A 24,424-nucleotide genomic window follows, 5' to 3' on the forward strand; every position below is an offset into this window, starting at 1 on the left:
GGGGGGTTCGGTCGCGCCGCGGGGCGGCCGGGCCCGGCCGGGCGGCCCCCGCCCCCCCCCCCCGGGGGCCGGGGGGGGCCCCCCCGCCCGGGGGGGGGGCCCCTCTCGCGCAGGGGGAGGCAGCCGGGTCTTCGGGGGGCGGGGTGTACGGGGCCGGGCCGCACGGGCACGCGGGGCCGGGCCGGGCGGCGCGGCGCCGGGTCGGGCTGCTGCATGGTGCACGGGGCCGGGCCGGGGCTCGGGTGGGGCCGGGCCGGGCGGGATCGCACGCGGGGCCGGGCGGCGCGGTGGCGGGCGGCGCGGGCCGGCGGCGGGGGTGCCGGGCCGGGGTTCGGGTGGTGCGGGTGCGGGTGCGGGTGCGGGCGCGGGCGCCGGGCCGGGGCTCCGGCGGACCCTGGCCGGGCGGTGGAACCGGCCTTGTCCACAGGCTTCCGCACCCGCCGAGCGCAGCGGATAGGCTGGGCGGATGACGCGAGCCGAGCAGCCAACGGTCGTGACCGCCCCGGCGAACCCCACCTACGACGAAGCCCTAGCCGCGGATTCCCGCGAGCGTGCGGTGCGCGCACTGCTGCGCACCCCAGGGCTCCGCCGGCTGTGGAGCGCCCACATGGTCAGCGGCATCGGTGATGCCCTGGCCCTGCTGGTGCTGGTGCTGCTGGCCTACCAGGCGGCCGTCTCGGAGGCGGCCTTCGGCGGGGGCTACCGCGGGGCCGCCCTCGCGGTCACCGCGGTCTTCGGGGTCCGCATCCTCGCCACCCTCCTCTTCGGCGCGGTGCTCCTCGGCCCGCTGGCCGCGCTCGTCGCCCCCGGCGGCAAGCTGGACCGGCGCTGGACGATGATCGGCGCCGACGGCATCCGGCTCGGGCTCTTCGTCGTGGCCCCCCTCTGGCTCGACTGGATCCCGGCCCACGCGCTGACCGCGCTGCTGGCCACCGTCTTCGTCTCCGGCGCAGCCGAGCGGCTGTGGACCCTGGCCAAGGACAGTGCCGCTCCCGCCCTGCTGCCCGCGCCGCCGCCGGAAGGGGCGACCGTACGGCCGCTCCCGGACCACCTCGACGCGCTGCGCCGCCTGACCCTGCGCACCTCCTTCGCCGCGCTGCCCGTCGCGGCCGCCGCGCTGCTCGCCGCGACCCTGGTCGGCAAGGCCCTGGGCCTCGGCGTCGACTGGTTCGCCGCCAACCAGGCCGCGCTGGGCTCCTACGTCGCCTCCGGCCTCTTCGCGGCCTCGGTCTCGCTGCTGCTCCCGCTGGTCCTGCCCGGTACGAAGACCCCGCGCCCGCGCTCCCCGCTGGAGGGCCTGCGGGCGCCCAAGGCCGGCGACCGGCCCGACAAGGGCCGTACGGGCGCCGTCCCGCTGCTGGTGCTGGCCTGCGCGGCGACCGCCGCAGCGGTGTCCTGCTCCGCCGCCGTGGCCGTCCTGCACGCCTTCGACCTGGGCGGCGGCCCGGCAGCCTTCGCCCTGATGGTCCTGGCGCTGCTCGGCGGCACCGCGGCCGGCATCCGCGCCACCCAGGCCGGCAAGGTGCTGCCCGCGCTGTCGCGGCGCCGCCTGCTGGCCCTCGCCATAGCGGTGACCGGCCTCGCCCTGCTGCTGGCCGGCCTCGTCCCGGACACCGCGACCGTGCTGTTCCTGGCCCTGCTCGCCGGTACCGCCGCGGGCGTCGCGGCCAACACCGGCCACACCCTGCTGGACCTGGAGACCGAGGAGTTCCGCCGGGCCCGGGTCACCGAGCACCTCCAGGCCGTCGTCCGCGTGGCCGTGGCCGTGGGGGCCGTCGCCGCCCCGGCCCTCGCCGCGCTGATCGGCCCGCACCGGCTCACCGGCGCCGAGGCCGTGTTCGCGCACGGCGGCGCCGCCTTCACGCTGATGCTGGCCGGCGCCCTGCTGCTGCCGGTCGCCGTGGTGGTGCTCGCCAAGGCCGACGACCGGCGCGGCGTAACCCTGCGGCGCGACCTGCGCGAGGCCCTGCGGGGCGGGGAGCCGCTGCAGGCGCCTTCCGCCACCGGCTTCTTCATCGCCCTGGAGGGCGGCGACGGCGCGGGCAAGTCCACCCAGGTCGAGGCGCTGGCCGACTGGATACGGGGCAAGGGCCACGAGGTCGTCGTGACCCGCGAGCCGGGAGCCACCCCGGTCGGCAAGCGGCTGCGGTCGATCCTCCTCGACGTGTCCTCGGCCGGACTGTCCAACCGCGCCGAGGCGCTGCTCTACGCCGCGGACCGGGCGGAACACGTGGACACCGTCGTGCGGCCCGCCCTGGAGCGCGGCGCCGTGGTCATCTCGGACCGGTACATCGACTCCTCGGTCGCCTACCAGGGCGCGGGGCGCGACCTGTCCCCGACCGAGATCGCCCGGATCTCGCGCTGGGCCACCGACGGGCTCGTCCCGCATCTGACCGTGCTGCTGGACGTGTCGCCGGAGGCGGCCCGGGAGCGTTTCACCGAGGCACCGGACCGGCTGGAGTCGGAGCCCGCGGAGTTCCACCAGCGGGTGCGGGCCGGCTTCCTGACGCTGGCCGCATCCGACCCCGGGCGCTACCTCGTCGTCGACGCGGGGCAGGACCCCGAGTCGGTCACCACCGTCGTACGCCACCGCCTGGACCGGATGCTCCCGCTCTCCGAGGCGGAGGTCGCCGCGCAGATCGAGGCCCGCCGCCGCGCCGAGGAGGAGGCCCGGCTGCGCGCCGAGGCCGAGGCGGCGCGCAAGGCGGAGGAGGCCCGGCTGCGGGCCGAGGAGGAAGCCCGCCTGGCGCGCGAGGCCGAGGAAGCACGGATCAGGGCCGAGGCGGAGGCCGCGCGCAAGGCCGCCGAGGAGCGGCAGCGCGCCGAGGAGGAGGCCCGGGCCAGGGCCGAGGCCGAGCGGCTGCGCGCCGAGGCCGAGGAACGGGCGCGGGCGGCCGAGGCGGAGCGGGTGCGCCGGCAGGCCGAGGAGGAGGCCCGGCTGCGGGCCGAGGCCGAGGAGCGCCGGCTGGAGAAGCAGCGGCGGGCGGAGGAGGCCCTGCTGAAGGCCGAGGAGGCGCGGCGGCTGGCGGAGGCCGCGGCGGCCGAGGTCGCGGCGAAGACGGCCGCGGCGGCTGCCGCTGCGGCGGCCTCGGCAGCTCAGGCGGCTCCCGCGGCGCCCCCGGCGGCTGCTCCGGCCCCGCCGGCCGGGCCCCAGGTCCGCATGCGGAAGGACCCTTACCCGGACGGCGCGGACGACGCCGTCACGGTCGAGACGCCGCTGGTCAAGCGGACCGTCCGGCCGGACGACGTCACCCAGACCGTGCCGGTGCCGAAGGTCCCCGAGACCCCTGCCGAGGAGACCGCGGTGCTGCCGCCGGTCCGGGACGCCGACGAGACGGCCGTCCTGCCGCCCGTGCGGCCCTCCGGTGCGGCGGCTCCGTCCGGCGGCCGCGGACCGGCTTCCGCGACGCGGCCCACGGCCCGGCGCCCCGAGGAGAATCCGGCCGACCGGGTCCCGCCGGGCATCTTCCGGGACACCGACAACGACCGGACCCGGGAGCTCCCCTCGCTCGGCGAGGACGGCCGGCCGCGCCGGTCGCGCTCCGACTGGGCCGAGGAGACCCCGCTGGACGACCTGCCGACGCTGGCCGACGAACTGCTGGGCCACCACCGGGACGACGAGGACCCCGAGGACGACGGCCGCGGCCGCCGCCGCTGACGCGGCGGCGGCGAGGCCCCCGCCCGGGCGGGGGCGACGGCCGGCCGGGCCGCTCGCGCGGGCGGCCGGACCGCAGCGGATTGTCGGTGGCACGCGCCACACTGTGAACTGAACGGCTGACGGACAAAACAGGAAGAGGCGGTGGGCGGGATGCCCGTGTGGGACGACCTGGTGGGTCAGGAGCGGGTGCAGACCCAGCTGGCCGCCGCCGCCCGTGACGCCGACGCCCTGGTCACGGCCGTCACGGACAGGACGCCGCCGCCCGCCGCGTCCAAGATGACCCACGCCTGGCTGTTCACCGGACCGCCCGGCTCCGGACGGTCCACGGCCGCCCGCGCCTTCGCCGCCGCCCTCCAGTGCACCAGCCCCGACCGCGCCCTCGGGGGCGAGCCCGGCTGCGGGTTCTGCGACGGCTGCCACACCACCCTCGTCGGCACCCACGCCGATGTGGAGATCGTCCGCACCGACCTGCTGTCCATCGGCGTGAAGGAGACCCGCGACCTGGTCCGCCGGGCGCAGCTCTCCCCCGCGGTGGGCCGCTGGCAGGTCATCGTCCTGGAGGACGCCGACCGGCTCACCGAGGGAGCGGGCAACGTGCTCCTCAAGGCCGTGGAGGAACCGGCTCCGCGGACGGTGTGGCTGCTGTGCGCGCCCTCCCTGGAGGACGTGCTGCCGACGATCCGGTCCCGCTGCCGGCACCTGACCCTGCGCACCCCGCCCGTCGAGGCCGTCGCCGAGGTACTGGTCCGGCGTGACGGCATCGAGCCCGCCGCCGCCGCGGCCGCCGCCCGGGCCACGCAGGGGCACATCGGACGGGCGCGCCGGCTCGCCACCGACGAGGCCGCCCGCTCCCGCCGGGCCTCCGTGCTGAAGCTGCCGCTCCGGGTGGACGACGTGGGCGGCTGCCTCAAGGCCGCGCAGGAGCTGGTCGACGCCGCCGCCGAGGACGCGAAACAGGTGGCGGAGGAGGTCGACACCAAGGAGACCGAGGAACTGAGGGCCGCCCTCGGAGCCTCGGCCGGCACCGGCGGCCGGATGCCGCGCGGCACGGCGGGCGTGATGAAGGAGCTGGAGGACCGGCAGAAGCGCCGCCGCACCCGGACCCAGCGCGACAGCCTCGACCTGGCGCTGACCGACCTCACGGGCTTCTACCGCGACGTGCTCGCCCTGCAGCTCGGTTCGTCGGTGGCCATCGCGAACGAGGAGGTCCGGTCCGACCTGGACCGGATCGCCCGCGCCTCGGGTCCCGAGCGGACCCTGCGCCGCATCGAGGCGATCATCGCCTGCCGGGACGCCCTCGACCGGAACGTGGCGCCCCTCCTCGCCGTCGAGGCCATGACCATGTCGCTGCGCGCGGGCTGAGCACCCGGGCCGCCGCGCCGCCGGCGTCCATACCCGGTTGACCGGATCACCCGTACGGGCGGACCGGCCGCCGGGGCGTGGCGGGGCCCCGGCCCGTGTCCCGCCCGGCGGGACCACGGGCCGAGGCGGGGCTGGGCGGCCCTCGCGGGCTCCCGGGGCCGCCCGGGCAGGCCGTAGGCTCGCAGGATGGACACCAGTCGCGTACTGCGTACCACCGGGACCGTGATCGCAGCCGCAGGGCTGCTGCTCTCCGGGTGCAGTTCGAGCGGGTCCGGGGGGCCGACGGCCTCCGTCTCCTCCGGCGCGGGCCGGGGCGCGGCCTCGGCCGAGCCGGCCGCCGTGCCCGCCCCGCTCCGCCCGTACTACGAGCAGAAGCTCAAGTGGCGCGACTGCGGCGTCCCCGGGTTCCAGTGCGCCACGCTGAAGGCCCCGCTGGACTATGCGAACCCCGGCTCGGGCCAGGACGTGGACATCGCGGTGGCCCGCCGCCCCGCCACGGGCCCCGGCAAGCGGCTCGGCTCGCTGGTGGTCAATCCGGGCGGCCCGGGCGGATCGGGCATCGGGTACCTCCAGGCGTACGCGGGCATCGGGTATCCGGCGCCCGTCCGCGCCCAGTACGACATGGTCTCCTTCGACCCCCGCGGCGTGGCCCGCAGCAACCCGGTCGAATGCCTCACCGGCCCGGCCATGGACCGGTACACGCAGGTGGACCAGACCCCGGACGACGCGGCGGAGCGGGCCCTGCTGGTGGCCGCGTTCAAGGAGTTCGCGGCGGGCTGCCAGGCGCGCTCCTCGCGGATCCTGCCGCACCTGTCGACGGTCGACGCGGCCCGTGACATGGACCTGCTCCGCGCGGTGCTGGGCGACGAGAAGCTCTCCTACGTCGGAGCCTCGTACGGCACCTTCCTCGGGGCGACCTACGCGGACCTCTTCCCGGGCCGGGTCGGCCGGCTCGTCCTGGACGGCGCGATGGACCCGTCCCGCCCGGCGTTCGACCTGAACCGGGACCAGACGGCGGGCTTCGAGACGGCCTTCACCTCCTTCGCCGCGGACTGCGCGAAGGAGCCCGACTGCCCGCTCGGCCAGGGAGCCCCGGGCGAGGTGGCCGACCGGCTGAAGGAGTTCTTCCGGAAGGTCGACGCCCAGCCCGTGCCGACCGGCGACCCGGACCGCCCGCTGGGCGAGTCCCTGGCGACGACCGGGGTGATCGCGGCGCTGTACGACGAGAGCGCCTGGCCGCAGCTGCGCGAGGCGCTCACCGAGGCCATGAACGGAGACGGGTCCGGTCTGCTGAGCCTGGCCGACAGCTATTACGAGCGCGAGGCGGACGGCAAGTACGCCAACCTCATGTTCGCGAACGCCGCCGTCAACTGCCTGGACCAGCCCCCGGCCTTCAGCGGCCCGGAGGCCGTCCAGAAGGCCCTGCCGTCCTTCGAGAAGGCCTCCCCGGTGTTCGGCGCGGGGCTGGCCTGGGCCTCGCTGAACTGCGCGTACTGGCCGGTGAAGGCCGCGGGCACGGCGAAGGAGCTGGCCGCGAAGGGCGCCCCGCCGATCGTGGTGGTGGGCACCACCCGCGACCCGGCGACCCCGTACAAATGGGCACAGGCACTGGCCGGGCAGCTCGACTCCGGGGTCCTGCTCACCTACGACGGCGACGGCCACACCGCGTACGGCCGCGGCAGCGACTGCATCGACACCGCCATCAACCGCTACCTGCTGGAGGGCAAGCCCCCGGCGAACGGCAAGAAGTGCTGAGCGGGGCGCCCCGGCAGACCGGGGCATCCCGGCGCCACCCCGGCGCATGTGGCGGATACATCCCCTTGCCTCCCGGTATGCGGCCCGCCCGGCCCCACTCCGGAACCCGGTTCGGGGCACCCCCTCTCACCCTGTAGACTTGGCGCCGCTGCTGATGAGCGCCCCTCTCCGAGGGAATACTTGTCTGACCAGCGGTGCCGCCTTAGCTCAGTTGGCCAGAGCAACGCACTCGTAATGCGTAGGTCTCGGGTTCGAATCCCGAAGGCGGCTCGGATCAGCCCCAGGACTCACTCGCCGTGACCTGGGGCTTTTTCATGCCCTCGTGCATGCCTCCGCACTGCCGGGCGCTCGCGGCGAAGCGGTCGCGGTCGTCGTCCCGGAAGCCCGGTGGAGCCTCACCGGATGGTGGTGCGCCGGCGCGTCATGTGGGATCGCCGCGCCCAGCGGGTGATTCCGCCAACGGCGAGGGGCGAGGATCGCGCCCCAGTCGATGACGTGGGGAGGCCGGGGAAGAAGGCGAGGAAGGCGAAGGACGCGGCGGTGCCCGCGAGGAAGGCGGTGACGCCGGCGCGCCGGCGTTCGGCTTCCCAGGCGGGGTCTTCGGCGGTGGGCCGGATGCTCATACGAGGCTCACTTCGTGACGTGGTGGCACCGGTCCGCCGGTGTGCACGCCGCCTGTCGGGATCTTCCGGGCGGGGCGCTGCCGACGTGGTCGAAGGGCGGAGTGTCTTCGGACACCCGAACTCCTCTCGGCGGCATGAGGACGTGTCCTGAGGGGCGGTCCACCGCGAAGAGTGCTCAGCGGATGGCTGTGCTGACTGCCCGCCACCGCCCCGCGCCGGCCCGGGAGTGCGGGGTGGTGGGATGCTGGGTGGGTGGCGGAGATCAACGGGGGAGCGGTCGGGGTCGGGCAGCTGCAGAGCCTGGCGCTGACCAACTACGGGCACTTCACGACCATGCGGGTCGAGCACGGGCGGGTGCGGGGGCTGTCCCTGCACGTGGAGCGGCTGCGCAGGGACTGCCGGGCGCTCTTCGGGGTCGACCTCGATGCCCGGCGCGTCCGCGAGGCGGTCCGCCGGGCCGCCCCCGCGACGGGGTCCACCACGGTCCGCGTCACGGTCTTCGACCCGGGCCTCGACCTCGGGCACCCCGCCGCGGCCGACGACCCGCACGTGCTGGTGACGTCGCGGCCGGCCGGAGCCCTGCCGCTGCCGCCGCTCCGGGTGCGGTCGGCGGCGTACGTCCGTGACGTGCCGGGCGTCAAGAGCGTCGGCCTCTTCGCCGGCCTCCATCACCGGCGCCGGGCGCAGCTGGACGGATTCGACGACGCCCTCTTCGTCGACACGGGCGGGCACATCTCGGAGGGGGTCACCTGGAACATCGGCTTCTTCGACGGCAGCCGGGTGATCTGGCCGGAGGCCGACTGTCTCGCCGGCGTGACGATGGAGCTCCTGAAGGCGGCCCACGACCACGAGGTGGAGCCGGTCCGGCTCGCCGATCTGCCGGTCATGCGGGCGGCGTTCGCGACCAACGCGGCCGTCGGGGTCCGGGCGGTCAGCGCCGTCGACGGAGTCGGGTTCCCCGGGACCCACGGGATCGTCGACGCGCTGCGCGACGCATACTCGGGGATCGTGGGCGACCTCGTGTAGCTGCCCGTCCCCGCCCGGAGCGGGTCCCTGGGCGCGGCGGGGCTGCGGTCGCCCGGGGGTGGGCGCGGGGATACGTCGGAAGGCGGGTCCGGCGGGGCTGCGCCGAGCCCGGCTCGCTGTTCGGTGAGGCGATCACCGGGATCGTGACCCCGGACAACGTCTTCGAGCTGCCCGCCGAGCCCGTCACCGGAAGCCACTGAGGCTGCCGCCTCCGCCCCCTTCCTCGCCGACTGCGGGCTCCGCGCACAATGGTCCCCGGCGCGCGGACGCACACGAGGAGAGACATATGAACGGTCGCACGGCAGAGCAGGACACGGACGGGCAGGCGCGGCAGGGGCACGCCGCGGAGCCCGGCGGCTCCGGGATCACGGTGCGGGTCGCCGGGGAGGCAGACCTCCCCACGGCGGCCGCCCTGTTCCGCGGCTACCTCGACTTCTACGGCGTGGCCCCCACCCCCGACCCGGACCGCCCGCGCGCCTACCTGGCGGAGCGGATCGCGAACGACGAGTCCCTCGTCCTGCTCGCCGACGCCCCCGGGGCCGGGACGGTCGGGTTCGCGCAGGTCTACCGCACCTTCTCCTCCCTCTCCATGCGGCCCATCTGGGTCCTGGGCGACCTGTACGTCGACCCGTCGGGCCGGCGTACCGGCGCGGGCCGGACGCTGCTGCGCGAGGTCCTGGACCGGGCGCGCGAGGCCGGGGTGGCCGGCGTGCAGCTGGAGACCGCGTACGACAACCACCTCGCCCAAGGGCTCTACGAGGCCGAGGGGTTCGTCCGCGAGGGGTACCACGTGTACTTCCACGAGCTCGGCTGACCTGATTCCGGAACGTGTGAAACATTCCTGCACCGCCGGCGCGTCAATGGGGTGAGACGGACGCGAGGGGGAGCAGATGCGGCAGGGGCGCAGAGACGGGTTCCGGGAGTTCGCGGCGGGACGGTCGGGCCATCTGTACCGCTCGGCCTGCCTGCTGGCGAGCGGGGACACCCATCTCGCGGAGGACCTGGTGCAGGAGACCCTGGGGCGGATGTACCTGCTCTGGGGGAGGATCTCCCGCATAGACAACCCGGCGGCGTACGCGCAGACGGTGCTGGTCCGGGCCTTCCTCACCCACCAGCGCCGCAGGTCGGCGGGGGAGCGCCCGGTCGGGGAGTTCCCCGAGCCGGGCGCGACGGCGGCCGTCGGCACGGATCCGGCCCTGCGGCTGACGCTCCTGGAGGCGCTGGGGCGACTGGCCCCGAAGGACCGCGCGGTGCTCGTGCTGCGGTACTGGGAGGACCGCAGCGTCGAGGAGACCGCCGACGCGATGAACGTGAGCTCGGCGGCGGTCCGTACCCGCACCTCACGGGCGCTCGCCCGGGTGCGCGAGCAACTGGGCGGCAGCCTCGCCGAGTACGCGGACATCTGAGGTTTTCCCTCCGCTTCCGCTTGTTCCGCCCAGCCCGGTCACCCTCCTCACCCTTGAACGGAAGGTCTGGTTCCCCATGCCCTTTGAAGATGAACTCGGCGAAGCCCTCCGGCGTACGGGGGACGGATTCACCGCCGACCGGCAGGCACTCGTCGACGCCGGTGAACGGCGCGGCCGGCGGCTGGTGGCCCGCCGCCGGGCCTCCGCGATCGGCGGAGCGGCGCTGGCGCTGGCCGTGGTCGGGACGGCCGGGGCCTGGACGACCGGCCTGCTCGGCGGCTCGGGCGGGCCGGCCCCGGTCGCCGCGCTGCCCACCCACGCGCCCAGTGGCTCCGGGGCCCCCGGCGGATTGCGTACGGGAACCGGAGCCGTCTCCGCCGAGCAGCTCATCGCCGTCTTCGAGGCGCTGCTGCCGGGCGGGCGGCTGACGGACACCGAGGCGCGCGGCACCGGCGACGAGATGGGTCCGGCCGTCCGCGGGGTCTTCGACGACGGCAAGGGCAAGGCCGCCATGGGGGTCAGCCTCACCCGGATCGACCCGGCGGGCCAGATGGCCACCGACATGACGAAGTGCCCCGACGCCGACCAGCTGGAGTTCGACGACTGCAAGGAGGAGACGCTTCCGGACGGCTCGCGGCTGCTGCTCTTCCAGGGCTACGAGTACCCGGACCGCCGGGAGCCCACCAAAGCCTGGCGGGCCACCCTGGCCACCCCGCAGGGTTTCCTCGTCGACGTGTCCGAGTGGAACGCGCCGGCCCAGAAGCGCGCGAAGGTCAGCCGGTCCAACCCGCCGCTGACCCCGGCCCAGTTGAAGGCGGTGGTCACCTCCGCCACGTGGCACCCGGCCCTGAACGACCTGCCGCCCGCACCGAAGGAGAACGGGCCCGGGACCCCGGAGCCCGGCTTCGACGCCAAGACCGGGCTGGAGATCCTGGTGCGCGCGTACGGGGTCCCGACGGCGGACTCGGGCGGTCAGGGCGGCGACGCCCACGTCGTCCTCGACGACGGCAAGGGCGCGTCCCGGATCGAGCTGAACATCCGCCAGTACGGCCCGGGCGAATCCCCCAGCAGCGTCTTCGATTCCGGGACCACCTCCGAGCCGAGGGGCGTCAAGGCGAAGGTGACCCAGGGGCCCGCCGACGGCAAGGGCGTGGTCGCCTGGCGCGTGGACGCCCTGCGGTCCAACGGCGTACACCTCACGGTGACGGCCTACAACGCCCAGGAGAAGGGCGGCCCGGCGACGCGCACGGCGCCGGTCCTGACCGTGGAGCAGCTGAAGGAGATCGCGCTGAGCCCCAGGTGGCAGGACAAGTGGGGCCGCTGACGCGGGGTCGTGCGGTACGGGCCCGCGCGGCGCGGGGTCACTTCGCGTCCGCGTAGCACTCCACGACCGCCGTGGTGAACGGGAACCGGACCGGGGTGTCGCCGAAGGCGATCCGGCCGGCCCGTTCACCGGCGGCGCGGATCGCCTCGGCGACCGCCCCGGCCTCCTCGGCCGGGCAGTGCACGATCACCTCGTCGTGCTGGAAGAAGACCAGCTCGGCCCGCATCCCGGCGGTGGCCTGCCGCAGGGCCGCGAGCAGCAGCAGTGCCCAGTCCGCGGCGCTGCCCTGGACGACGAAGTTACGGGTGAACCTGCCGCGGGCCCGGGTGTCCGTCGAGGCGTAGCCCGGGGTCCAGGCCTCGTCCCGGTACTGCGGGATCCCGGCCTCGCCGGCGTCCTCGTCGCCCGTGCCGGGCCGGACCGGCGGCGGGCAGGTGCGGCCCAGCCAGGTCCGTACGAGCCGGCCCTCCTCCCCGGCCCTGGCCGCCTCGTCCACGTACGCCACGGCGCGGGGGAAACGGCGGCGCAGCGCGGCCAGGTTCTTCAGGCCGTCGCCGGATGTCTGGCCGTAGACGGCTCCGAGGACGGCGAGCTTGGCCTTCTCCCGGTCGCCGGAGAAGCCCCGGCGGGAGACGGCGGTGTACAGGTCCGCCGGGTCCCCGGCCACCTCCATGAAGGCCGGGTCGCGGGAGATCGCGGCGAGTACGCGCGGTTCCATCTGGTCGGCGTCGGCCACCACGAGCCGCCAGCCGGGATCGGCGACGACGGCCCGGCGGATCACCTTGGGGATCTGCAGGGCCCCGCCGCCGTTGGTGACCCAGCGGCCGGTCAGGGTGCCGCCGGGGATGAACTCCGGGCGGAACCGGCCGTCGTGGACCCAGTCGGCGAGCCAGCCCCAGCCGTGCGCGGTGTAGATGCGGTACAGCTTCTTGTACTCGAGCAGCGGGGCGACGGCGGGGTGGTCGAGCTCCTGGATCTCCCAGCGGCGGGTCGACTTGAGCTTGAACCCGGCCTCGGCGAAGGCCTTGACCACGTCGGCGGGCAGATCGGGCCGCACCCGCCGCCCGAACGCGGCCGAGATCCGGTCGGCGAGCTCGGCCAGCCGGCGGGGCTCGCCGCCCCCGGCGTACCGCTCGCCGAGCAGCTCGGTCAGCAGGGCGCGGTGGACGTCGGCCCGCCAGGGCAGGCCCGCGCGGTTCATCTCGGTGGCGACGAGGAAGGCCGCGGACTCGGCGGCGGTGAGCAGGCGCATCCGGTCGGGGTGGGCCGTGGCCTCGATCCGGCGCGTCTGGTCGGCGTGCACCGCGAGCAGGGCGTCCAGGGGGAGCGGGGCGGGCTGCGGGTCGAAGAGCGAGGACTGGGTGCCGGGCGAGGCGGCGCGCTGCGGCGGGTCGGCCGGTACGGGGCCTCCGGTGAGGCGCGCCCACGCGGCGGCGGCGGAGCGCGGCTCCCCGAAGCGGCCCTCGTGGGCGAGGAGGAGCAGCTCGGCGTCCTCGATGTCGTGGCAGCGGTCGATGCGCACGCCGGCGGCCAGCAGCCGCGGGTAGACGGCGGCGGTGGAGCGCCACACCCACCGGGCGCCGGCGGGCGCGGCCCGTACGGCCTCCGCGGGGTCGCGGGCGGTGGTCCGGACCCCGGCCGCCGGGTCCGCCGGGGCGGCGTGCCAGTGGCCTTCGGCGTCCTCGGCGAGGGCCCAGCGGGGGGTGCGGTCGCTCATGGGGGCGAGTGTCCCACCGGGGTCTGACAGCCCGGTCCGCCCGGCGGCCCGGCCGGCGGGGTGGCCTCGGGGGCGGGGCTCCGGGGTGGGGCGGGCATGTCAAGCTGAGGGGTGTGAGAGACCTTGCCGAGACCGTCGACCGAGCCTTCGCCGCCGCCCTCTACGCCCAGGACGACACCGGGCTGGACACCGGGGCCTCGCTGCTCGTCGCCGAGCCCGGGCAGTGGGCCGGGGTGGGGCAGGAGCTGCTCGTGCGCGGGGAGGGGTACGTACGGCAGAGCTGGGAGCGGGGCTGGCAGCCGGCCGACGTGCTCCGGCTGGTCCGCCGGGACCTGGGCGGAGCCTCCCCGGCCGGGGGCGCCGGCGGCGAGCGGCACCTGCGCATCACCGGGGACCTGATCGCCGCCGAGGCACGCCGCTACGCCCGCCTCCCGGAGCGGTGGACCGACGCCGAGGCCTGGTGGGGCGCGGACAGCGCGTACGCCGACCGGCTCGCCGAGCGGGAGCGGACGGACCGGTTCACCCTGGCCACCGCCTTCCTGGAGGTGTTCCGGCTGCTGATCCGGCTGCCCTCGATCGAACCGGTGGGCCCCCTCCCGGGCGACCCCGCCGACGCGCTGGAGCACGCCCACATCGAGCCCCGCATGCTGGGGCGGATCCGCGCCCTGCTCGCCAAGGCCGAGGCGACCACCTTCCCGGAGGAGGCGGAGGCGCTCAGCGCCAAGGCGCAGGAGCTGATGGCCCGGCACACCGTCGACGAGGCGCTGCTGGCCGTGCGCGGAGGCGGCCCGGCCCGGGTCCCGGGGGCCTGCCGGATCGGTGTCGAGCCACCGTACGAGGAGGCGAAGGCGGTGCTGCTCGACGCGGTGGCCACCGCCAACCGCTGCCGGGCGGTGTGGAACAGCGGCTTCGAGTTCTCCACGGTGGTCGGCTTCGAGAGCGACCTGGAGGCCGTGGAGCTGCTGTACACCTCGCTGCTGGTCCAGGGCACCGCGGCGATGACCCGTGCGGAGGCCGCCCAGCGCTCGGGCGGGCGCAAGCGGACCAAGACCTTCAGGCAGTCCTTCCTGCTGGCCTACGCCAGCCGGCTGGGGCACCGGCTCGCCGAGACCGCCGAGCACGCGGCCACCGAGGCGCCGGACAACCTGCCCGCCCTGGTGGCCCGCGACGTGGCGGTCACCTCCCGGGCCGAGGAGATGTTCCCCCGGACCACGACCACCCGGCTGCGCGGCGCCACCGACCACGCGGGCTGGGAGGACGGCACGGCCGCCGCCGACCGCGCCCACGTGGGCGGCAACCGGCCTCCTCTGCCCCGGGGTTAGGGGGTACCGCTGCCGGGCCCCTCCGAGCGCAAGGGCCCGGGTCCCGGACTGCGGCGGTTCCCCCTTCGGAACGATGAAGTGCCGCGGGCGCCCTCACCCTGGTCGGCGGACTGCTGGTGGTGGCCGGCTATGCCCTGTACCCGGCCCGGGAGACCCCGCGGGAGCCCGGCGGGCGAACGGGGGCCGGGTCCCGCACCGGGGCGAGGTCAGGGCCCTGCTGCGTGACGCGGACGGCTGGCGGCCGGGGGCGCTGCGCGGAACCGCGGAGCAGTTCCTGGCGTCTCTCGACGAGGTGTCAGAAGCGCTTCGTTCCTGATCCGGTGGTGTTTGTGATCAGTGCGGCACCCTCCGTGCACGTGCATCTGCCCATGCATGCACCGAGGAACACAGCTATGATCCGGTGCAGTTGACATCTGCACTATCGGGGGCTTCCTGTGGACCACGCGTACAACGGGATGGCAGCTGCAGAACTCGCTTCCTTGTTTGAGCTGACGTGGCAGAAGAGCAGACACAGCAATTCACAGGGCTCCTGCGTGGAGTTCGCACGGCTGCCCGGCGGTGACGTCGCCATGCGCAACTCGCGCTTTCCGGAAGGGCCGGCGCTCGTCTACACGCCGGCCGAGATCGAGGCCCTGCTCCTGGGTGTGAAGGACGGCGAGTTCGATCACCTGATCGGCTGACGGAGCAGCGCATCCATCAAGCCGTGCACGTGCACCGGCCGGGATCGATCGCAAGAATCGATCCCGGCCGGTGCACTGCTTTTCGGCTGTCAGTCCTGGAGCAGGAAGAGCGCCCACACGACCTTGCCGGTCAGCCGTCCCGCGAGCGGGTGCCAGCCCCAGCTGTCGCTGTAGGAGTCGACCAGGAACAGCCCGCGCCCGGACTCCAGGTCGAAGTTCTCCTCGGTGCGCTCCGGTGAGAAGGCCCCGCCGGGCCGGTCCTCGCTGGGGTCGCGCACGGCGCACACCAGCCGGGTGCTCCACCGCATCAGGTGCAGCCGTACCGGCGGCTCCGGCTCGCCGCCCGTACCCCGCGCATCCTCCGGCAGCGCATGGCGGAGCGCGTTGGTGACGAGTTCGGAGACGACCAGGGCCACATCGTCGAAGCGGTCGTCGAGGCCCCACTGGGACAGCGTCGACCGGCAGAAGGAGCGGGCGCCCCGCACCGCCTCGAAACGGGCGGTCAGGGCGCAGGAGGCGGACCCGGAGACAGCCGTGGGGTCGACCGGGGGCAGCCCCTGCCGTAACGGCTCGAGCATGGTCGATCCATTCGTCCCCATGCGAGGCACTCCCGGGATTCGCGGACGAAGCGGCGGCTCCGGCCAAAGAGAACTGCGGGGTGGGTCCGGCGCCGGCGCGAAGAGCACGCAGGTGCGCGGCACCATCGTTCCGAAAGGCGGAGCCGGATGCAAGGGCAGATGCACGTGCACGCGCCGGACGTGTCCGCTCCCGTGACGGTTCTTGCTCATTTCTTCCTACGCATCCTTACGGACTTCTTTTCCCGGAGGCGGGATTCCGTTACAGAACGAGTACGGGCCGATGCGTTTTGGTGGCAGACTGCGGCCTCTGGGGTGCGGGGGCCCCGCGACGCGCACACCATTGCGATGGGGAGGGCAGTACTAGTGACCGCAGAAGCCAGCGGTTCCGTGGTGCGCCGCATCCTCCTGGGCTCTCAGCTCAGGCGACTCCGAGAATCCCGCGGCATCACCCGTGAGGCGGCCGGCTACTCGATCCGCGCATCCGAATCGAAGATCAGCCGCTTGGAGTTGGGAAGGGTGAGCTTCAAGGCCAGGGACGTCGAGGACCTCCTCACGCTCTACGGGGTCACGGACACCTCCGAGCGCGAGTCCCTGCTGGGGCTGGTGCGCGAGGCCAACGCGACCGGCTGGTGGCACAGTTACGGAGACGTGCTGCCCGGGTGGTTCCAGACCTACATCGGTCTGGAGGGAGCCGCCTCACTCATCCGGATCTACGAAGTCCAGTTCGTCCACGGACTGTTGCAGACCGAGGCCTACGCCCACGCGGTCGTCAGCCGCGGCATGCCCGGCGCCACCGCCGCCGAGATCGACCGCCGCGTCGCGCTGCGCCTGGAGCGCCAGAAGGTCCTCGTGTCCGAGAGCGCCCCGGTCTTCCACGCCGTCCTCGACGAGGCCGCGCTGCGCCGCCCGTACGGCGACCGCGACGTGATGCGCGGTCAGCTGGAGCACCTCATCGAGGTCTCGCAGCGGCCCAACGTGCAGCTCCAGGTGATGCCCTTCTCCTTCGGCGGACACGCGGGCGAGAGCGGAGCCTTCACCCTGCTGCGCTTCCCCGAGTCGGACCTGCAGGACATCGTCTATCTGGAACAGCTCACCAGTGCCCTCTACCTGGACAAGGACGAAGAAGTGGGGCAGTACGGGCGGGCGATGGAGCGGCTCCAGGCGGACTGCCCCGACCCCGACAGGACCCGGGATCTTCTGCGGGGCCTCCTCCAACTGTCTTGAATCGCACGTAGTATGACGTCTGATCAGTGCATGACGACCGATCGGTCTCCGGTGCAGCGCACGGGTGCGCGCTCGCAGTAAGGGATGGCATGTCCATATTCACCGACCTGGCTCACCAGTACATCGACGGCGAATGGCTGGCCGGCACCGGTTCGTGGGACATCATCGACGTCAACCCCTACAACGGGGAGAAGCTCGCAGCCATCACCGTGGCCACCGTCGAGCAGGTGGACCGGGCCTACCGCGGCGCCGAGCGCGCGCAGCGCGAATGGGCCGCCACCAGCCCCTACGCGAGACGCGCGGTCCTGGAGCGCGCCCTGCGCCTCACCGAGGAGCGCGAGAAGGAGATCGTCGAGGCGATGATCGACGAGCTCGGCGGGACCCGTCCCAAGGCCGAGTACGAGGTCCACCTCGCCATGGAGTTCCTCCGCGAGTCGATGCAGCTGGCGGTCCGCCCCGAGGGCCGGATCCTGGCCTCGCCGGTCGAGGGCAAGGAGAACCGGGTCCAGCGCCTGCCGGTCGGCGTGGTCACCGTGATCAGCCCCTTCAACTTCCCCTTCCTGGTCGCCCTGAAGTCGGTCGCCCCCGCCCTGGCCCTGGGCAACGCCGTCGTGATCAAGCCGAACCAGAACGCCCCGGTCGTCGGCGGCGGGGTCATCGCCAAGATCTTCGAGGACGCCGGACTGCCGGCCGGCCTGCTGAACGTGCTGGTCACCGACATAGCCGAGATCGGCGACGCGCTCCTCACCCACCCCGTCCCCAAGGTCATCTCCTTCGCGGGCTCGGACCGGGTCGGCCGCCACGTCGGCGCCGTCGCCGCCCGCCACTTCAAGCGGACCGTCCTGGAGCTCAGCGGCAACAGCGCGCTGGTCGTGCTCGACGACGCCGACCTCGACTACGCCGTGGACGCGGCCGTCTTCAGCCGCTTCGTCTACCAGGGCCAGGTCTGCATGGCCGCCAACCGGATCCTGGTCGACGCCTCGGTCGCCGAGGAGTTCACCGCCAAGTTCACCGCCCGCGTCCGGGCCCTGAAGACCGGCGACCCGCACGACGCGGGCACCCACATCGGCCCGCTGATCAACTCCTTCCAGGCCGACGCGCTGACCGCGCTCGTGGACCGGGCCGTGGAAGAGGGCGCGCAGGCGCTCGTACGGGGGTCTACGCGCGGCAACCTGGTGGAGCCGACCGTCCTGGCCGGGCTCCCCGAGGACTCCCCGCTGCTCGGCCAGGAGATCTTCGGCCCGGTGGCGCTGCTGGTGGTCTTCGACGGCGAGGAGGAGGCCGTGCGGCTGACCAACGCCACCCCCTACGGGCTCAGCGGGGCCGTGCACACGCGGGACGTGGAGCGCGGCGTCCGCTTCGCCCAGCGGATCGAGACGGGGATGATCCACGTCAACGACTCCACGATCGGGGACGAGCCGCTGGCGGCCTTCGGCGGGGAGAAGGCCTCCGGCCTCGGCCGCCTGAACGGCGAGGCCACGGTGGAGGCCTTCACCACCCAGAAGTGGATCTCCGTCCAGCACGGCCGGACGCGCTTCCCCTTCTAGCGCACCCCCTAGACTCGGGCGGCGTACGCCGCAGCCGCCCGGGGGAGAGCAAGTTGAGCAACATACCGGAGACCGGCCGGACCCCTCGGGTCCAGAACCGGCTCGTCGTCATCCAGGTCGTGGTCTTCTCGCTGTTGCTCACCCTCGGCGGACGCCTCTGGTACCTCCAGATACGCAATGGCCAGGAGTACACGGACGAGGCCAAGAACAACCACGTCCAGCAGGTGGTCCAGCCCGCGGTGCGCGGCTCGATCCTGGACGCGCGCGGGGTGCCGCTCGCCGACAACGCCACCCACCTCGTCGTCTCCGCGAGCCGTACCGAGCTGCTCACCATGAAGGACAAGGGCAAGGCGGTCCTGACCCGCCTCGCCGAGGTCCTGGGCATGGACCCCCAGGAGGTCGTCGACAAGGTCCGTCTCTGCGACGCCAAGACCCCGCAGCCGTGCTGGAACGGATCCCCGTACCAGCCGATCCCGGTCAGCGACGAGGCCACCACCGAGCAGGCCCTGCACATCCGCGAGCACCCCGGCGACTTCCCGGGGATCACCGCGGAGCCGACCGCCCTGCGGCGCTACGCGGCGCCCGACCAGGCCAACACCTCCCAGGTGCTGGGCTACCTCTCGCCGGTCACCGACGAGGAGATCGCCAAGGCCAAGAAGTCCGACTCCCCGTACCTGCGTTCCGACCAGGTGGGCCGCTCCGGCCTGGAGCGGACGTACGACAAGGAACTGCGCGGCAAGGCGGGCATCACCCGCTACGAGGTGGACAACCTCGGACGGGTCACCGGACAGGCCCACAGCGACCGCGCGCAGCCCGGTTCGAACATCGTGACCTCGATCGACGCGCGGGTGCAGGCGGTCGCGGAGCGCGAGCTGAACAACGCGATGATCGAGGCCCGCAAGACGTTCGACAAGAACAACACCCGCAGGAACTACGAGGCGGACTCGGGCGCCGTCGTGGTCATGGAGGCCAAGACGGGCCGCATCGTGGCGATGGCCTCGAACCCGACCTACGACCCGAACGCCTGGGTGGGCGGCATCTCGGCGAAGGACTACGCCTCCCTCACCGCCAAGGAGTCGAACTACCCCCTCCTGAACCGGGCGATCCAGGCGCAGGCGGCGCCGGGTTCCGTCTTCAAGGTCGTCTCCTCGACCGCCGCGGTCAACGCCGGGTACCCCTTCGACCGCCGCTACCCCTGCCCCAGCTCCTACTCCGTCGGCAACCAGACCTTCACGAACTTCGAGTCGCAGGGCTACGGCGACATCACCATCGGCCGTGCCCTGGAGGTCTCCTGCGACACCGTGTACTACGCCATCGCCGACCAGGAGTGGAAGAAGGACGGCGGCATCAACCCCAAGAAGAACCCGAACGACTGGTTCTTCAAGACGGCCCACGAGTTCGGCCTGGGCAAGGCCACCGGGGTCGACCTGCCGAACGAGGTGCCCGGCCGGGTCCCCGACCGGAAGTGGAAGCAGGACTTCTTCGAGGCGAACAAGGCCGCCTGGTGCCGTGACGGCAAGAAGAACGGCTCCTTCGCCGAGAAGATCGCCTACGAGAACTGCCGCCAGGGCAACCAGATGCGCGAGGGCGACGCCATCAACTACTCGATCGGGCAGGGCGACACGCTCGTCACGCCGATCCAGATGGCCTCCGTCTACGCGGCCATCGCCAACGGCGGCACCCTCCACCAGCCCAGCATCGGCAAGGCGATCGTCAGCGCCGACGGCACCTCGGTCCAGGAGATCGCGCCCAAGGAGAAGGGCAGGCTGCCGATGGACGCCGAGCTGCGCGACGACATCGACGAGGCCCTGGCGTCGGTCGCCACCACGGGCAGCGCCGCCTGGCGCTTCGGCGGGTGGCCGCAGAAGCAGATCCCGATGCACGCCAAGACCGGCACCGCCGAGGTCCAGGGCAAGCAGACCACCTCGTGGTTCGCCTCCTACACCGAGGACTACTCCATCGTCATGACGATCTCCCAGGGCGGCACCGGCTCCGGTGCCTCGGGGCCGGCGGTCCGCAAGATCTACGAGGCCATGTACGGGCTCGACCCGACGGGCAAGCAGGACCTCGCCAAGGCCCTGCTGCCCAAGCCGGCCACCGAGCTGCCCGTGCTGCGGCCGGACGAAACCTCGGCACCGTGACCCAATGAGGACAGAAGCTGACCGCATGGCCTCGTAGCGTGGTTCTTGTCAGCAGGAGACGGGGCGAGCACCCGAAGAACCACGGAAGAAGGCGGTCGGCCATGGCTGAGGTTTCCACAGAGGTCCCCGGTGACGAGCGCGGCACGCTCCTCGCCTTCGTCGAGGCCCAGCGCGCGGCGCTGCGCGAGGCGGCGCAGGGGCTGACGGAGGAGGAGGCGGCGAGCCGCCCCAGCGCCAGCGAGCTGTCGCTGTCGGGACTGCTCAAGCACGTGGCCGAGTGCGAGCTGGGGTGGCTGCGGCGGGCCCAGCAGCGCCCGAACGAGCGGGAGCGCGACGCGGAGACCTGGGGGGACTCCTTCCGCCTGGTCGAGGGGGAGTCGATCCCGCAGGTGCTGGCGTTCTGGGACGGGGTCGCACGGGAGACGGAGGCCTTCATCGCGGCCGTCCCGAGCCTCGACGACGTCTTCCCGCTGCCCCCCGCGCCGTGGTTCCCGGCCGACACCAAGGTCTCGATGCGCTGGATGCTCCTGCACCTGGTGGAGGAGTTCGCCCGGCACGCGGGCCACGCGGACATCGTCCGGGAGTCCATCGACGGCACCCGGGCCATGGGGTAGTCCGTGAGGCCGTGACCCGGTGGGCCCTGCCGGTCACGCCCCGGCCCGCACTCCTTCCGGCGGTGCCGGGGCCGGCGGCTAGCCTGGCCGCATGTCAGCGATCAGGCTTCTCGTCCTCGGCGCGGTCCGCCAGCACGGGCGGGCGCACGGGTACCAGGTGCGCAACGACCTGGAGTACTGGGGCGCCCACGAGTGGTCCAACACCAAGCCCGGCTCGATCTACCACGCGCTCAAGCAGATGGCGAAGCAGGGCGTGCTGCACGCCCACGAGGTGGCGCCGAGCGCCGCGGGCGGGCCGCCGCGCACCGAGTACGAGGTGACGGACGCCGGCCGTGAGGAGTACTTCAGGCTGCTGCGCGAGGCCCTGGCGGCGTACGACCAGAAGACGGACCTCCTCTCGGCGGCGATCGGCTTCATGGTGGACCTGCCGAGGGCCGAGGTGCTGGCGCTGCTGGGGGAGCGGCTGGCGAAGCTGGCGGGCTGGCGGTCGTCGGTGACGGATTACTACACGCCGGAGGGCGGTCCGGAGCAGCTGGGCCACATCGGCGAGATCATGCACCGGTGGGTCCATTCCGCGGACGCCGAGGCGGAGTGGACCCGCGGGCTGATCGCCCGGATCGAGGGCGGCGCGTACTCCTTCGCGGATGAGGGCGGCGATCCCTTCGTGGGGGTCCTGGCGGACGGCCAGGAGAACCCCTTCGCTTAATCAAGTTTGACTAGCCGAATCCCGGGCATTACGGTGGCGCAGCCTGCTGGTCAAATTTGACTAATGAGGAGGAGCGTTGGCGATCTTCGTCGAAGGCGTCCACAAGCGGTACGGCGACAAGCACGCACTGACCGGGCTCGACCTGGAGGTCGCCCGCGGCACGGTCCAGGCCGTCCTCGGCCCGAACGGAGCCGGCAAGACCACGGCCGTCCGGATCATGAGCACCCTCCTGCGGCCCGACGAGGGGGTGGTCCGGGTGGCCGGCCACGACGTCCGCAAGGACGCGGCGGCCGTCCGCTCCCGCATCGGACTGCTCGGCCAGCACGCGGCGCTGGACGAGGAACTGGACGGGCGGCAGAACCTGGAGATGTTCGGCCGCCTCTACCACCTGGGCGCCCGCCGGGCCGGGCAGCGGGCGGACGAGCTGCTCGCCCGCTTCGGTCTCGCCGACACCGGCCGCAAGCCCGTGAAGCAGTACAGCGGCGGCATGCGGCGCCGCCTCGACCTGGCCGCCTCGTTGATCACGGACCCGCAGGTGCTCTTCCTGGACGAGCCGACGACCGGACTCGACCCCCGCGGCCGCGCCGAGGTGTGGAGCGCGGTCCGCTCCCTGGCCGGCGGCGGCACGACCGTCCTGCTCACCACCCAGTACCTGGAGGAGGCCGACCGGCTGGCCGACCGCATCGCGCTGATCGACGAGGGCCGGGTGGCGGCCGAGGGCACGGCCGACGCACTCAAGTCCCTGGTCGGGGCGGACCGGATCGTCGTGGTCCTGCGGGACCCGGCGCGGCTGGCCGAGGCGGCCGCACTGCTGCCCGACCCCTCGGTCGACACCGACGCGGCGACCCTCGGCTTCCCCGTCACCGACCGCATGGAGGGGCTGGCGCTGACCCTGCGCACGCTGGAGGCGGCGGGCATCGAGGCGGCCGACCTCGCGATCCGGCGCCCCACGCTCGACGAGGTCTTCCTGCAGCTGACCGACCGCACCGGCGCCCCGGAGGTGGCCGCATGAGCATGACCTGGGCGGTCTCGGACTCCTGGACGATGACCCGGCGCGAGCTGGCGCACTGGGCCCGGCAGCCGGTGCAGGTGGTCGTCGGCCTGGTCTTCCCCGTGATGCTGCTGCTGATGTTCGGCTTCCTCGTCGGCGGCGGGCGCGGGATCGACGGCGAGTACGTCGAGTTCCTGGTGCCCGGCATGTTCGCGCTGACCATGGCCTTCGGGCTGGAGGCGACGATGACGGCGGTCACGCAGGACCTGGGCAAGGGGGTGATCGACCGGTTCCGTGCCATGCCGATGTCGCCCTCGGCGGTGCTGGTCGGCCGCAGCGTCGCCGACATGCTCCAGTCGGCCGTGGGCCTCGCCGTCCTGGCCGGCGTCGGGCTGCTCCTCGGGTGGCGCTGGCACGGCTCGGCGGGGGCCGCCCTGCTCGCCTTCGCCCTGCTCCTGCTGCTGCGCTTCGCGATGCTGTGGATCGGGATCCACCTGGGCATGGTCGCGGGCCGTCCCGAGCTGGTGCAGGCGGTGCAGATCCTGGTGTGGCCGGTGGGCTTCCTCTCCAACGCCTTCGCCACCCCGGAGTCGATGCCGGGCTGGCTGGGAGCGGTGGTGGAATGGAACCCCATGTCGGCGACGGCCACGGCGGTCCGCGACCTGTTCGGCAACCCGGCGGCGGCCCCGTCCTCCTGGGCCTCCGAGCACGCCGCACTGCTGGCCGTCGGCTGGCCCGTGCTGCTGCTGGCCGTCTTCTTCCCGCTGGCGGTGGGCCGCTTCCGCGGCCTCAGCAAGTGAAGCGGAGAAGCGGGCTTGCACCTCACCCCACGTGAGGGACCACAGTGAAGGGCGTACCCAACCGAGAGGAGCGGGAGGAATGAGCTACTCCGTGGGCCAGGTCGCCGGATTCGCCGGAATCACGGTGCGCACCCTGCACCACTACGACGAGATCGGCCTGCTCTCCCCGAGCGGCCGCAGCCACGCCGGCCACCGCCGGTACGAGGACGCCGACCTCGACCGGCTGCAGCGGATCCTGTTCTACCGGGAGCTCGGCTTCCCCCTCGAAGAGGTCGCGGCCCTGCTGGACGACCCGGCATCGGACCCGCGGGAGCATCTGCGCCGCCAGCATGCCCTGCTGTCCGACCGGATCGCCCGGCTCCAGCAGATGGCCAAGGCCGTCGAGCACGCCATGGAGGCGAACAAGATGGGAATCAACCTCACGCCGGAGGAACGGTTCGAGGTCTTCGGGGACCAGGACCCCGGGCAGTACGCCGAGGAGGCCGAGCAGCGCTGGGGCGACACCGAGGCGTACGCCGAGTCGCAGCGCCGGGCCGCCTCCTACACGAAGGAGGACTGGAAGCGCATGCAGGACCAGTCCGCCGACTGGGGCCGCCGGTACGTGGCGCTCATGGAAGCGGGCGAGCCCGCCGACGGCGAGCGGGCCATGGACCTGGCCGAGGAGCACCGGCTCCACATCACCAGCTGGTTCTACGCGTGCCCGTACGAGCTGCACACCTGCCTCGGCGACATGTACGTGGCGGACGAGCGGTTCACCGCGTACTACGACGCGATGAAGCCGGGCTTCGCCGAGCACCTGAGGGACGCGATCACGGCCAACGCCGCGCACAGGGTGTAGCCGGGACGTCACGCATCCGACCCCCTCCGGGACCTGGAACCGGGCGGGGGTCGTGTGCGTTGATAATTGAGACCGCACGCCCGCCCGCAGCCGCCTGCTCCCGCCGGCACGC

Annotated in this window: 20 protein-coding genes and 1 tRNA gene; 18 read left to right on the top strand and 3 right to left on the bottom strand. The window is 73.6% G+C overall.

The genetic code is table 11. The features are described from left to right. The first annotated feature begins 466 nt into the window (after window positions 1-466). The 4 genes from tmk to ACFWUZ_RS29100 all read left to right on the top strand — a co-directional run bounded on the left by tmk (window position 467) and on the right by ACFWUZ_RS29100 (window position 7,045). Entirely contained in the window at window positions 467-3,658 is a 3,192-nt protein-coding gene (gene tmk, locus ACFWUZ_RS29085) for a dTMP kinase (protein WP_384379235.1), read from the top strand. Between the two features lie 150 nt (window positions 3,659-3,808). Next, the gene (locus ACFWUZ_RS29090) at window positions 3,809-5,020 is read left to right on the top strand and encodes a DNA polymerase III subunit delta' (protein ID WP_384379472.1); all 1,212 of its coding nucleotides are present in this window, start codon (window positions 3,809-3,811) and stop codon (window positions 5,018-5,020) included. A gap of 186 nt (window positions 5,021-5,206) precedes the next feature. Next, window positions 5,207-6,775, top strand: a complete 1,569-nt coding sequence (locus ACFWUZ_RS29095; protein ID WP_384379239.1) for an alpha/beta hydrolase — start codon at window positions 5,207-5,209, stop codon at window positions 6,773-6,775. 196 nt (window positions 6,776-6,971) lie between these two features. Beyond that, window positions 6,972-7,045, top strand: a tRNA-Thr gene (locus tag ACFWUZ_RS29100). A gap of 125 nt (window positions 7,046-7,170) precedes the next feature. Here ACFWUZ_RS29100 and ACFWUZ_RS29105 read toward each other — a convergent pair. After that, the gene (locus ACFWUZ_RS29105) at window positions 7,171-7,398 is read right to left on the bottom strand and encodes a hypothetical protein (RefSeq protein ID WP_384379242.1); all 228 of its coding nucleotides are present in this window, start codon (window positions 7,396-7,398) and stop codon (window positions 7,171-7,173) included. Window positions 7,399-7,650: 252 nt separating this feature from the next. On the opposite strand from ACFWUZ_RS29105, the gene ACFWUZ_RS29110 reads away from it, so the two are divergent. The 4 genes from ACFWUZ_RS29110 (at window position 7,651) to ACFWUZ_RS29125 (ending at window position 11,154) form a co-directional block, all read left to right on the top strand. Beyond that, a complete protein-coding gene (locus tag ACFWUZ_RS29110) occupies window positions 7,651-8,424 on the top strand; it encodes an aminotransferase class IV family protein (RefSeq protein WP_384379244.1) in 774 nt (257 codons plus the stop codon). Between the two features lie 286 nt (window positions 8,425-8,710). Beyond that, complete coding sequence (locus tag ACFWUZ_RS29115; protein WP_384379247.1) at window positions 8,711-9,238, top strand: GNAT family N-acetyltransferase; 528 nt, start codon at window positions 8,711-8,713, stop codon at window positions 9,236-9,238. A 76-nt stretch (window positions 9,239-9,314) separates the two neighbouring features. Then, window positions 9,315-9,830, top strand: a complete 516-nt coding sequence (locus ACFWUZ_RS29120; protein ID WP_384379250.1) for a SigE family RNA polymerase sigma factor — start codon at window positions 9,315-9,317, stop codon at window positions 9,828-9,830. 76 nt (window positions 9,831-9,906) lie between these two features. Next, window positions 9,907-11,154 carry a hypothetical protein gene (locus ACFWUZ_RS29125; RefSeq protein ID WP_384379253.1) on the top strand — a complete coding sequence of 416 codons (1,248 nt, stop codon included), beginning with the start codon at window positions 9,907-9,909 and terminating at the stop codon, window positions 11,152-11,154. Window positions 11,155-11,191: 37 nt separating this feature from the next. On the opposite strand, the gene ACFWUZ_RS29130 is transcribed toward ACFWUZ_RS29125, so the two are convergent. Next, the gene (locus tag ACFWUZ_RS29130) at window positions 11,192-12,871 is read right to left on the bottom strand and encodes a bifunctional 3'-5' exonuclease/DNA polymerase (protein ID WP_384379256.1); all 1,680 of its coding nucleotides are present in this window, start codon (window positions 12,869-12,871) and stop codon (window positions 11,192-11,194) included. A gap of 104 nt (window positions 12,872-12,975) precedes the next feature. On the opposite strand from ACFWUZ_RS29130, the gene ACFWUZ_RS29135 reads away from it, so the two are divergent. Then, a complete protein-coding gene (locus ACFWUZ_RS29135) occupies window positions 12,976-14,193 on the top strand; it encodes a DUF2786 domain-containing protein (RefSeq protein WP_384379475.1) in 1,218 nt (405 codons plus the stop codon). Between the two features lie 434 nt (window positions 14,194-14,627). After that, entirely contained in the window at window positions 14,628-14,873 is a 246-nt protein-coding gene (locus tag ACFWUZ_RS29140) for a DUF397 domain-containing protein (protein WP_384379259.1), read from the top strand. Window positions 14,874-14,962: 89 nt separating this feature from the next. On the opposite strand, the gene ACFWUZ_RS29145 is transcribed toward ACFWUZ_RS29140, so the two are convergent. Further along, window positions 14,963-15,472, bottom strand: a complete 510-nt coding sequence (locus tag ACFWUZ_RS29145; RefSeq protein WP_384379262.1) for an ATP-binding protein — start codon at window positions 15,470-15,472, stop codon at window positions 14,963-14,965. A gap of 324 nt (window positions 15,473-15,796) precedes the next feature. Here ACFWUZ_RS29145 and ACFWUZ_RS29150 point away from each other — a divergent pair, with 324 nt between their 5' ends. From ACFWUZ_RS29150 to ACFWUZ_RS29185, 8 genes are all read left to right on the top strand, one after another. After that, window positions 15,797-16,675: a helix-turn-helix transcriptional regulator gene (locus ACFWUZ_RS29150; protein WP_051858932.1), complete on the top strand. Its 879-nt coding sequence runs from the start codon at window positions 15,797-15,799 to the stop codon at window positions 16,673-16,675. A gap of 89 nt (window positions 16,676-16,764) precedes the next feature. Continuing rightward, entirely contained in the window at window positions 16,765-18,222 is a 1,458-nt protein-coding gene (locus tag ACFWUZ_RS29155; RefSeq protein WP_384379266.1) for an aldehyde dehydrogenase family protein, read from the top strand. Window positions 18,223-18,275: 53 nt separating this feature from the next. Continuing rightward, the gene (gene mrdA, locus ACFWUZ_RS29160) at window positions 18,276-20,363 is read left to right on the top strand and encodes a penicillin-binding protein 2 (protein WP_384379269.1); all 2,088 of its coding nucleotides are present in this window, start codon (window positions 18,276-18,278) and stop codon (window positions 20,361-20,363) included. 101 nt (window positions 20,364-20,464) lie between these two features. Next, window positions 20,465-20,977, top strand: a complete 513-nt coding sequence (locus ACFWUZ_RS29165; RefSeq protein WP_384379272.1) for a DinB family protein — start codon at window positions 20,465-20,467, stop codon at window positions 20,975-20,977. A 91-nt stretch (window positions 20,978-21,068) separates the two neighbouring features. Next, the gene (locus ACFWUZ_RS29170) at window positions 21,069-21,683 is read left to right on the top strand and encodes a PadR family transcriptional regulator (RefSeq protein ID WP_384379275.1); all 615 of its coding nucleotides are present in this window, start codon (window positions 21,069-21,071) and stop codon (window positions 21,681-21,683) included. A gap of 76 nt (window positions 21,684-21,759) precedes the next feature. After that, on the top strand, window positions 21,760-22,695 hold the full coding sequence (locus ACFWUZ_RS29175; RefSeq protein WP_384379278.1) for an ATP-binding cassette domain-containing protein: 936 nt from the start codon (window positions 21,760-21,762) through the stop codon (window positions 22,693-22,695). After that, window positions 22,692-23,474, top strand: coding sequence for an ABC transporter permease (locus ACFWUZ_RS29180; RefSeq protein ID WP_384379281.1), 783 nt, complete (start codon window positions 22,692-22,694; stop codon window positions 23,472-23,474). The genes ACFWUZ_RS29175 and ACFWUZ_RS29180 overlap by 4 nt, the downstream gene beginning before the upstream one ends. A gap of 79 nt (window positions 23,475-23,553) precedes the next feature. Then, window positions 23,554-24,312 (top strand): MerR family transcriptional regulator, encoded by a 759-nt coding sequence (locus ACFWUZ_RS29185; RefSeq protein WP_384379284.1) that lies wholly within the window; start codon window positions 23,554-23,556, stop codon window positions 24,310-24,312. The last annotated feature ends 112 nt before the right edge of the window (window positions 24,313-24,424 follow it).

Origin of the sequence: Streptomyces sp. NPDC058646, assembly GCF_042716875.1 — a bacterium.
In the GTDB taxonomy this organism is placed as follows: domain Bacteria; phylum Actinomycetota; class Actinomycetes; order Streptomycetales; family Streptomycetaceae; genus Streptomyces.

What these genes read in the sequence shown, in the direction of transcription:
- tmk (WP_384379235.1), top strand. Translation starts at nt 467, where the DNA reads ATGACGCGAGCCGAGCAGCCAACGGTCGTGACCGCCCCGGCGAACCCC.
- ACFWUZ_RS29090 (WP_384379472.1), top strand. Translation starts at nt 3,809, where the DNA reads ATGCCCGTGTGGGACGACCTGGTGGGTCAGGAGCGGGTGCAGACCCAG.
- ACFWUZ_RS29095 (WP_384379239.1), top strand. Translation starts at nt 5,207, where the DNA reads ATGGACACCAGTCGCGTACTGCGTACCACCGGGACCGTGATCGCAGCC.
- ACFWUZ_RS29105 (WP_384379242.1), bottom strand. Translation starts at nt 7,398, where the DNA reads ATGAGCATCCGGCCCACCGCCGAAGACCCCGCCTGGGAAGCCGAACGC.
- ACFWUZ_RS29115 (WP_384379247.1), top strand. Translation starts at nt 8,711, where the DNA reads ATGAACGGTCGCACGGCAGAGCAGGACACGGACGGGCAGGCGCGGCAG.
- ACFWUZ_RS29120 (WP_384379250.1), top strand. Translation starts at nt 9,315, where the DNA reads ATGCGGCAGGGGCGCAGAGACGGGTTCCGGGAGTTCGCGGCGGGACGG.
- ACFWUZ_RS29125 (WP_384379253.1), top strand. Translation starts at nt 9,907, where the DNA reads ATGCCCTTTGAAGATGAACTCGGCGAAGCCCTCCGGCGTACGGGGGAC.
- ACFWUZ_RS29130 (WP_384379256.1), bottom strand. Translation starts at nt 12,871, where the DNA reads ATGAGCGACCGCACCCCCCGCTGGGCCCTCGCCGAGGACGCCGAAGGC.
- ACFWUZ_RS29145 (WP_384379262.1), bottom strand. Translation starts at nt 15,472, where the DNA reads ATGGGGACGAATGGATCGACCATGCTCGAGCCGTTACGGCAGGGGCTG.
- ACFWUZ_RS29150 (WP_051858932.1), top strand. Translation starts at nt 15,797, where the DNA reads ATGGGGAGGGCAGTACTAGTGACCGCAGAAGCCAGCGGTTCCGTGGTG.
- ACFWUZ_RS29155 (WP_384379266.1), top strand. Translation starts at nt 16,765, where the DNA reads ATGTCCATATTCACCGACCTGGCTCACCAGTACATCGACGGCGAATGG.
- ACFWUZ_RS29165 (WP_384379272.1), top strand. Translation starts at nt 20,465, where the DNA reads ATGGCTGAGGTTTCCACAGAGGTCCCCGGTGACGAGCGCGGCACGCTC.
- ACFWUZ_RS29170 (WP_384379275.1), top strand. Translation starts at nt 21,069, where the DNA reads ATGTCAGCGATCAGGCTTCTCGTCCTCGGCGCGGTCCGCCAGCACGGG.
- ACFWUZ_RS29180 (WP_384379281.1), top strand. Translation starts at nt 22,692, where the DNA reads ATGAGCATGACCTGGGCGGTCTCGGACTCCTGGACGATGACCCGGCGC.
- ACFWUZ_RS29185 (WP_384379284.1), top strand. Translation starts at nt 23,554, where the DNA reads ATGAGCTACTCCGTGGGCCAGGTCGCCGGATTCGCCGGAATCACGGTG.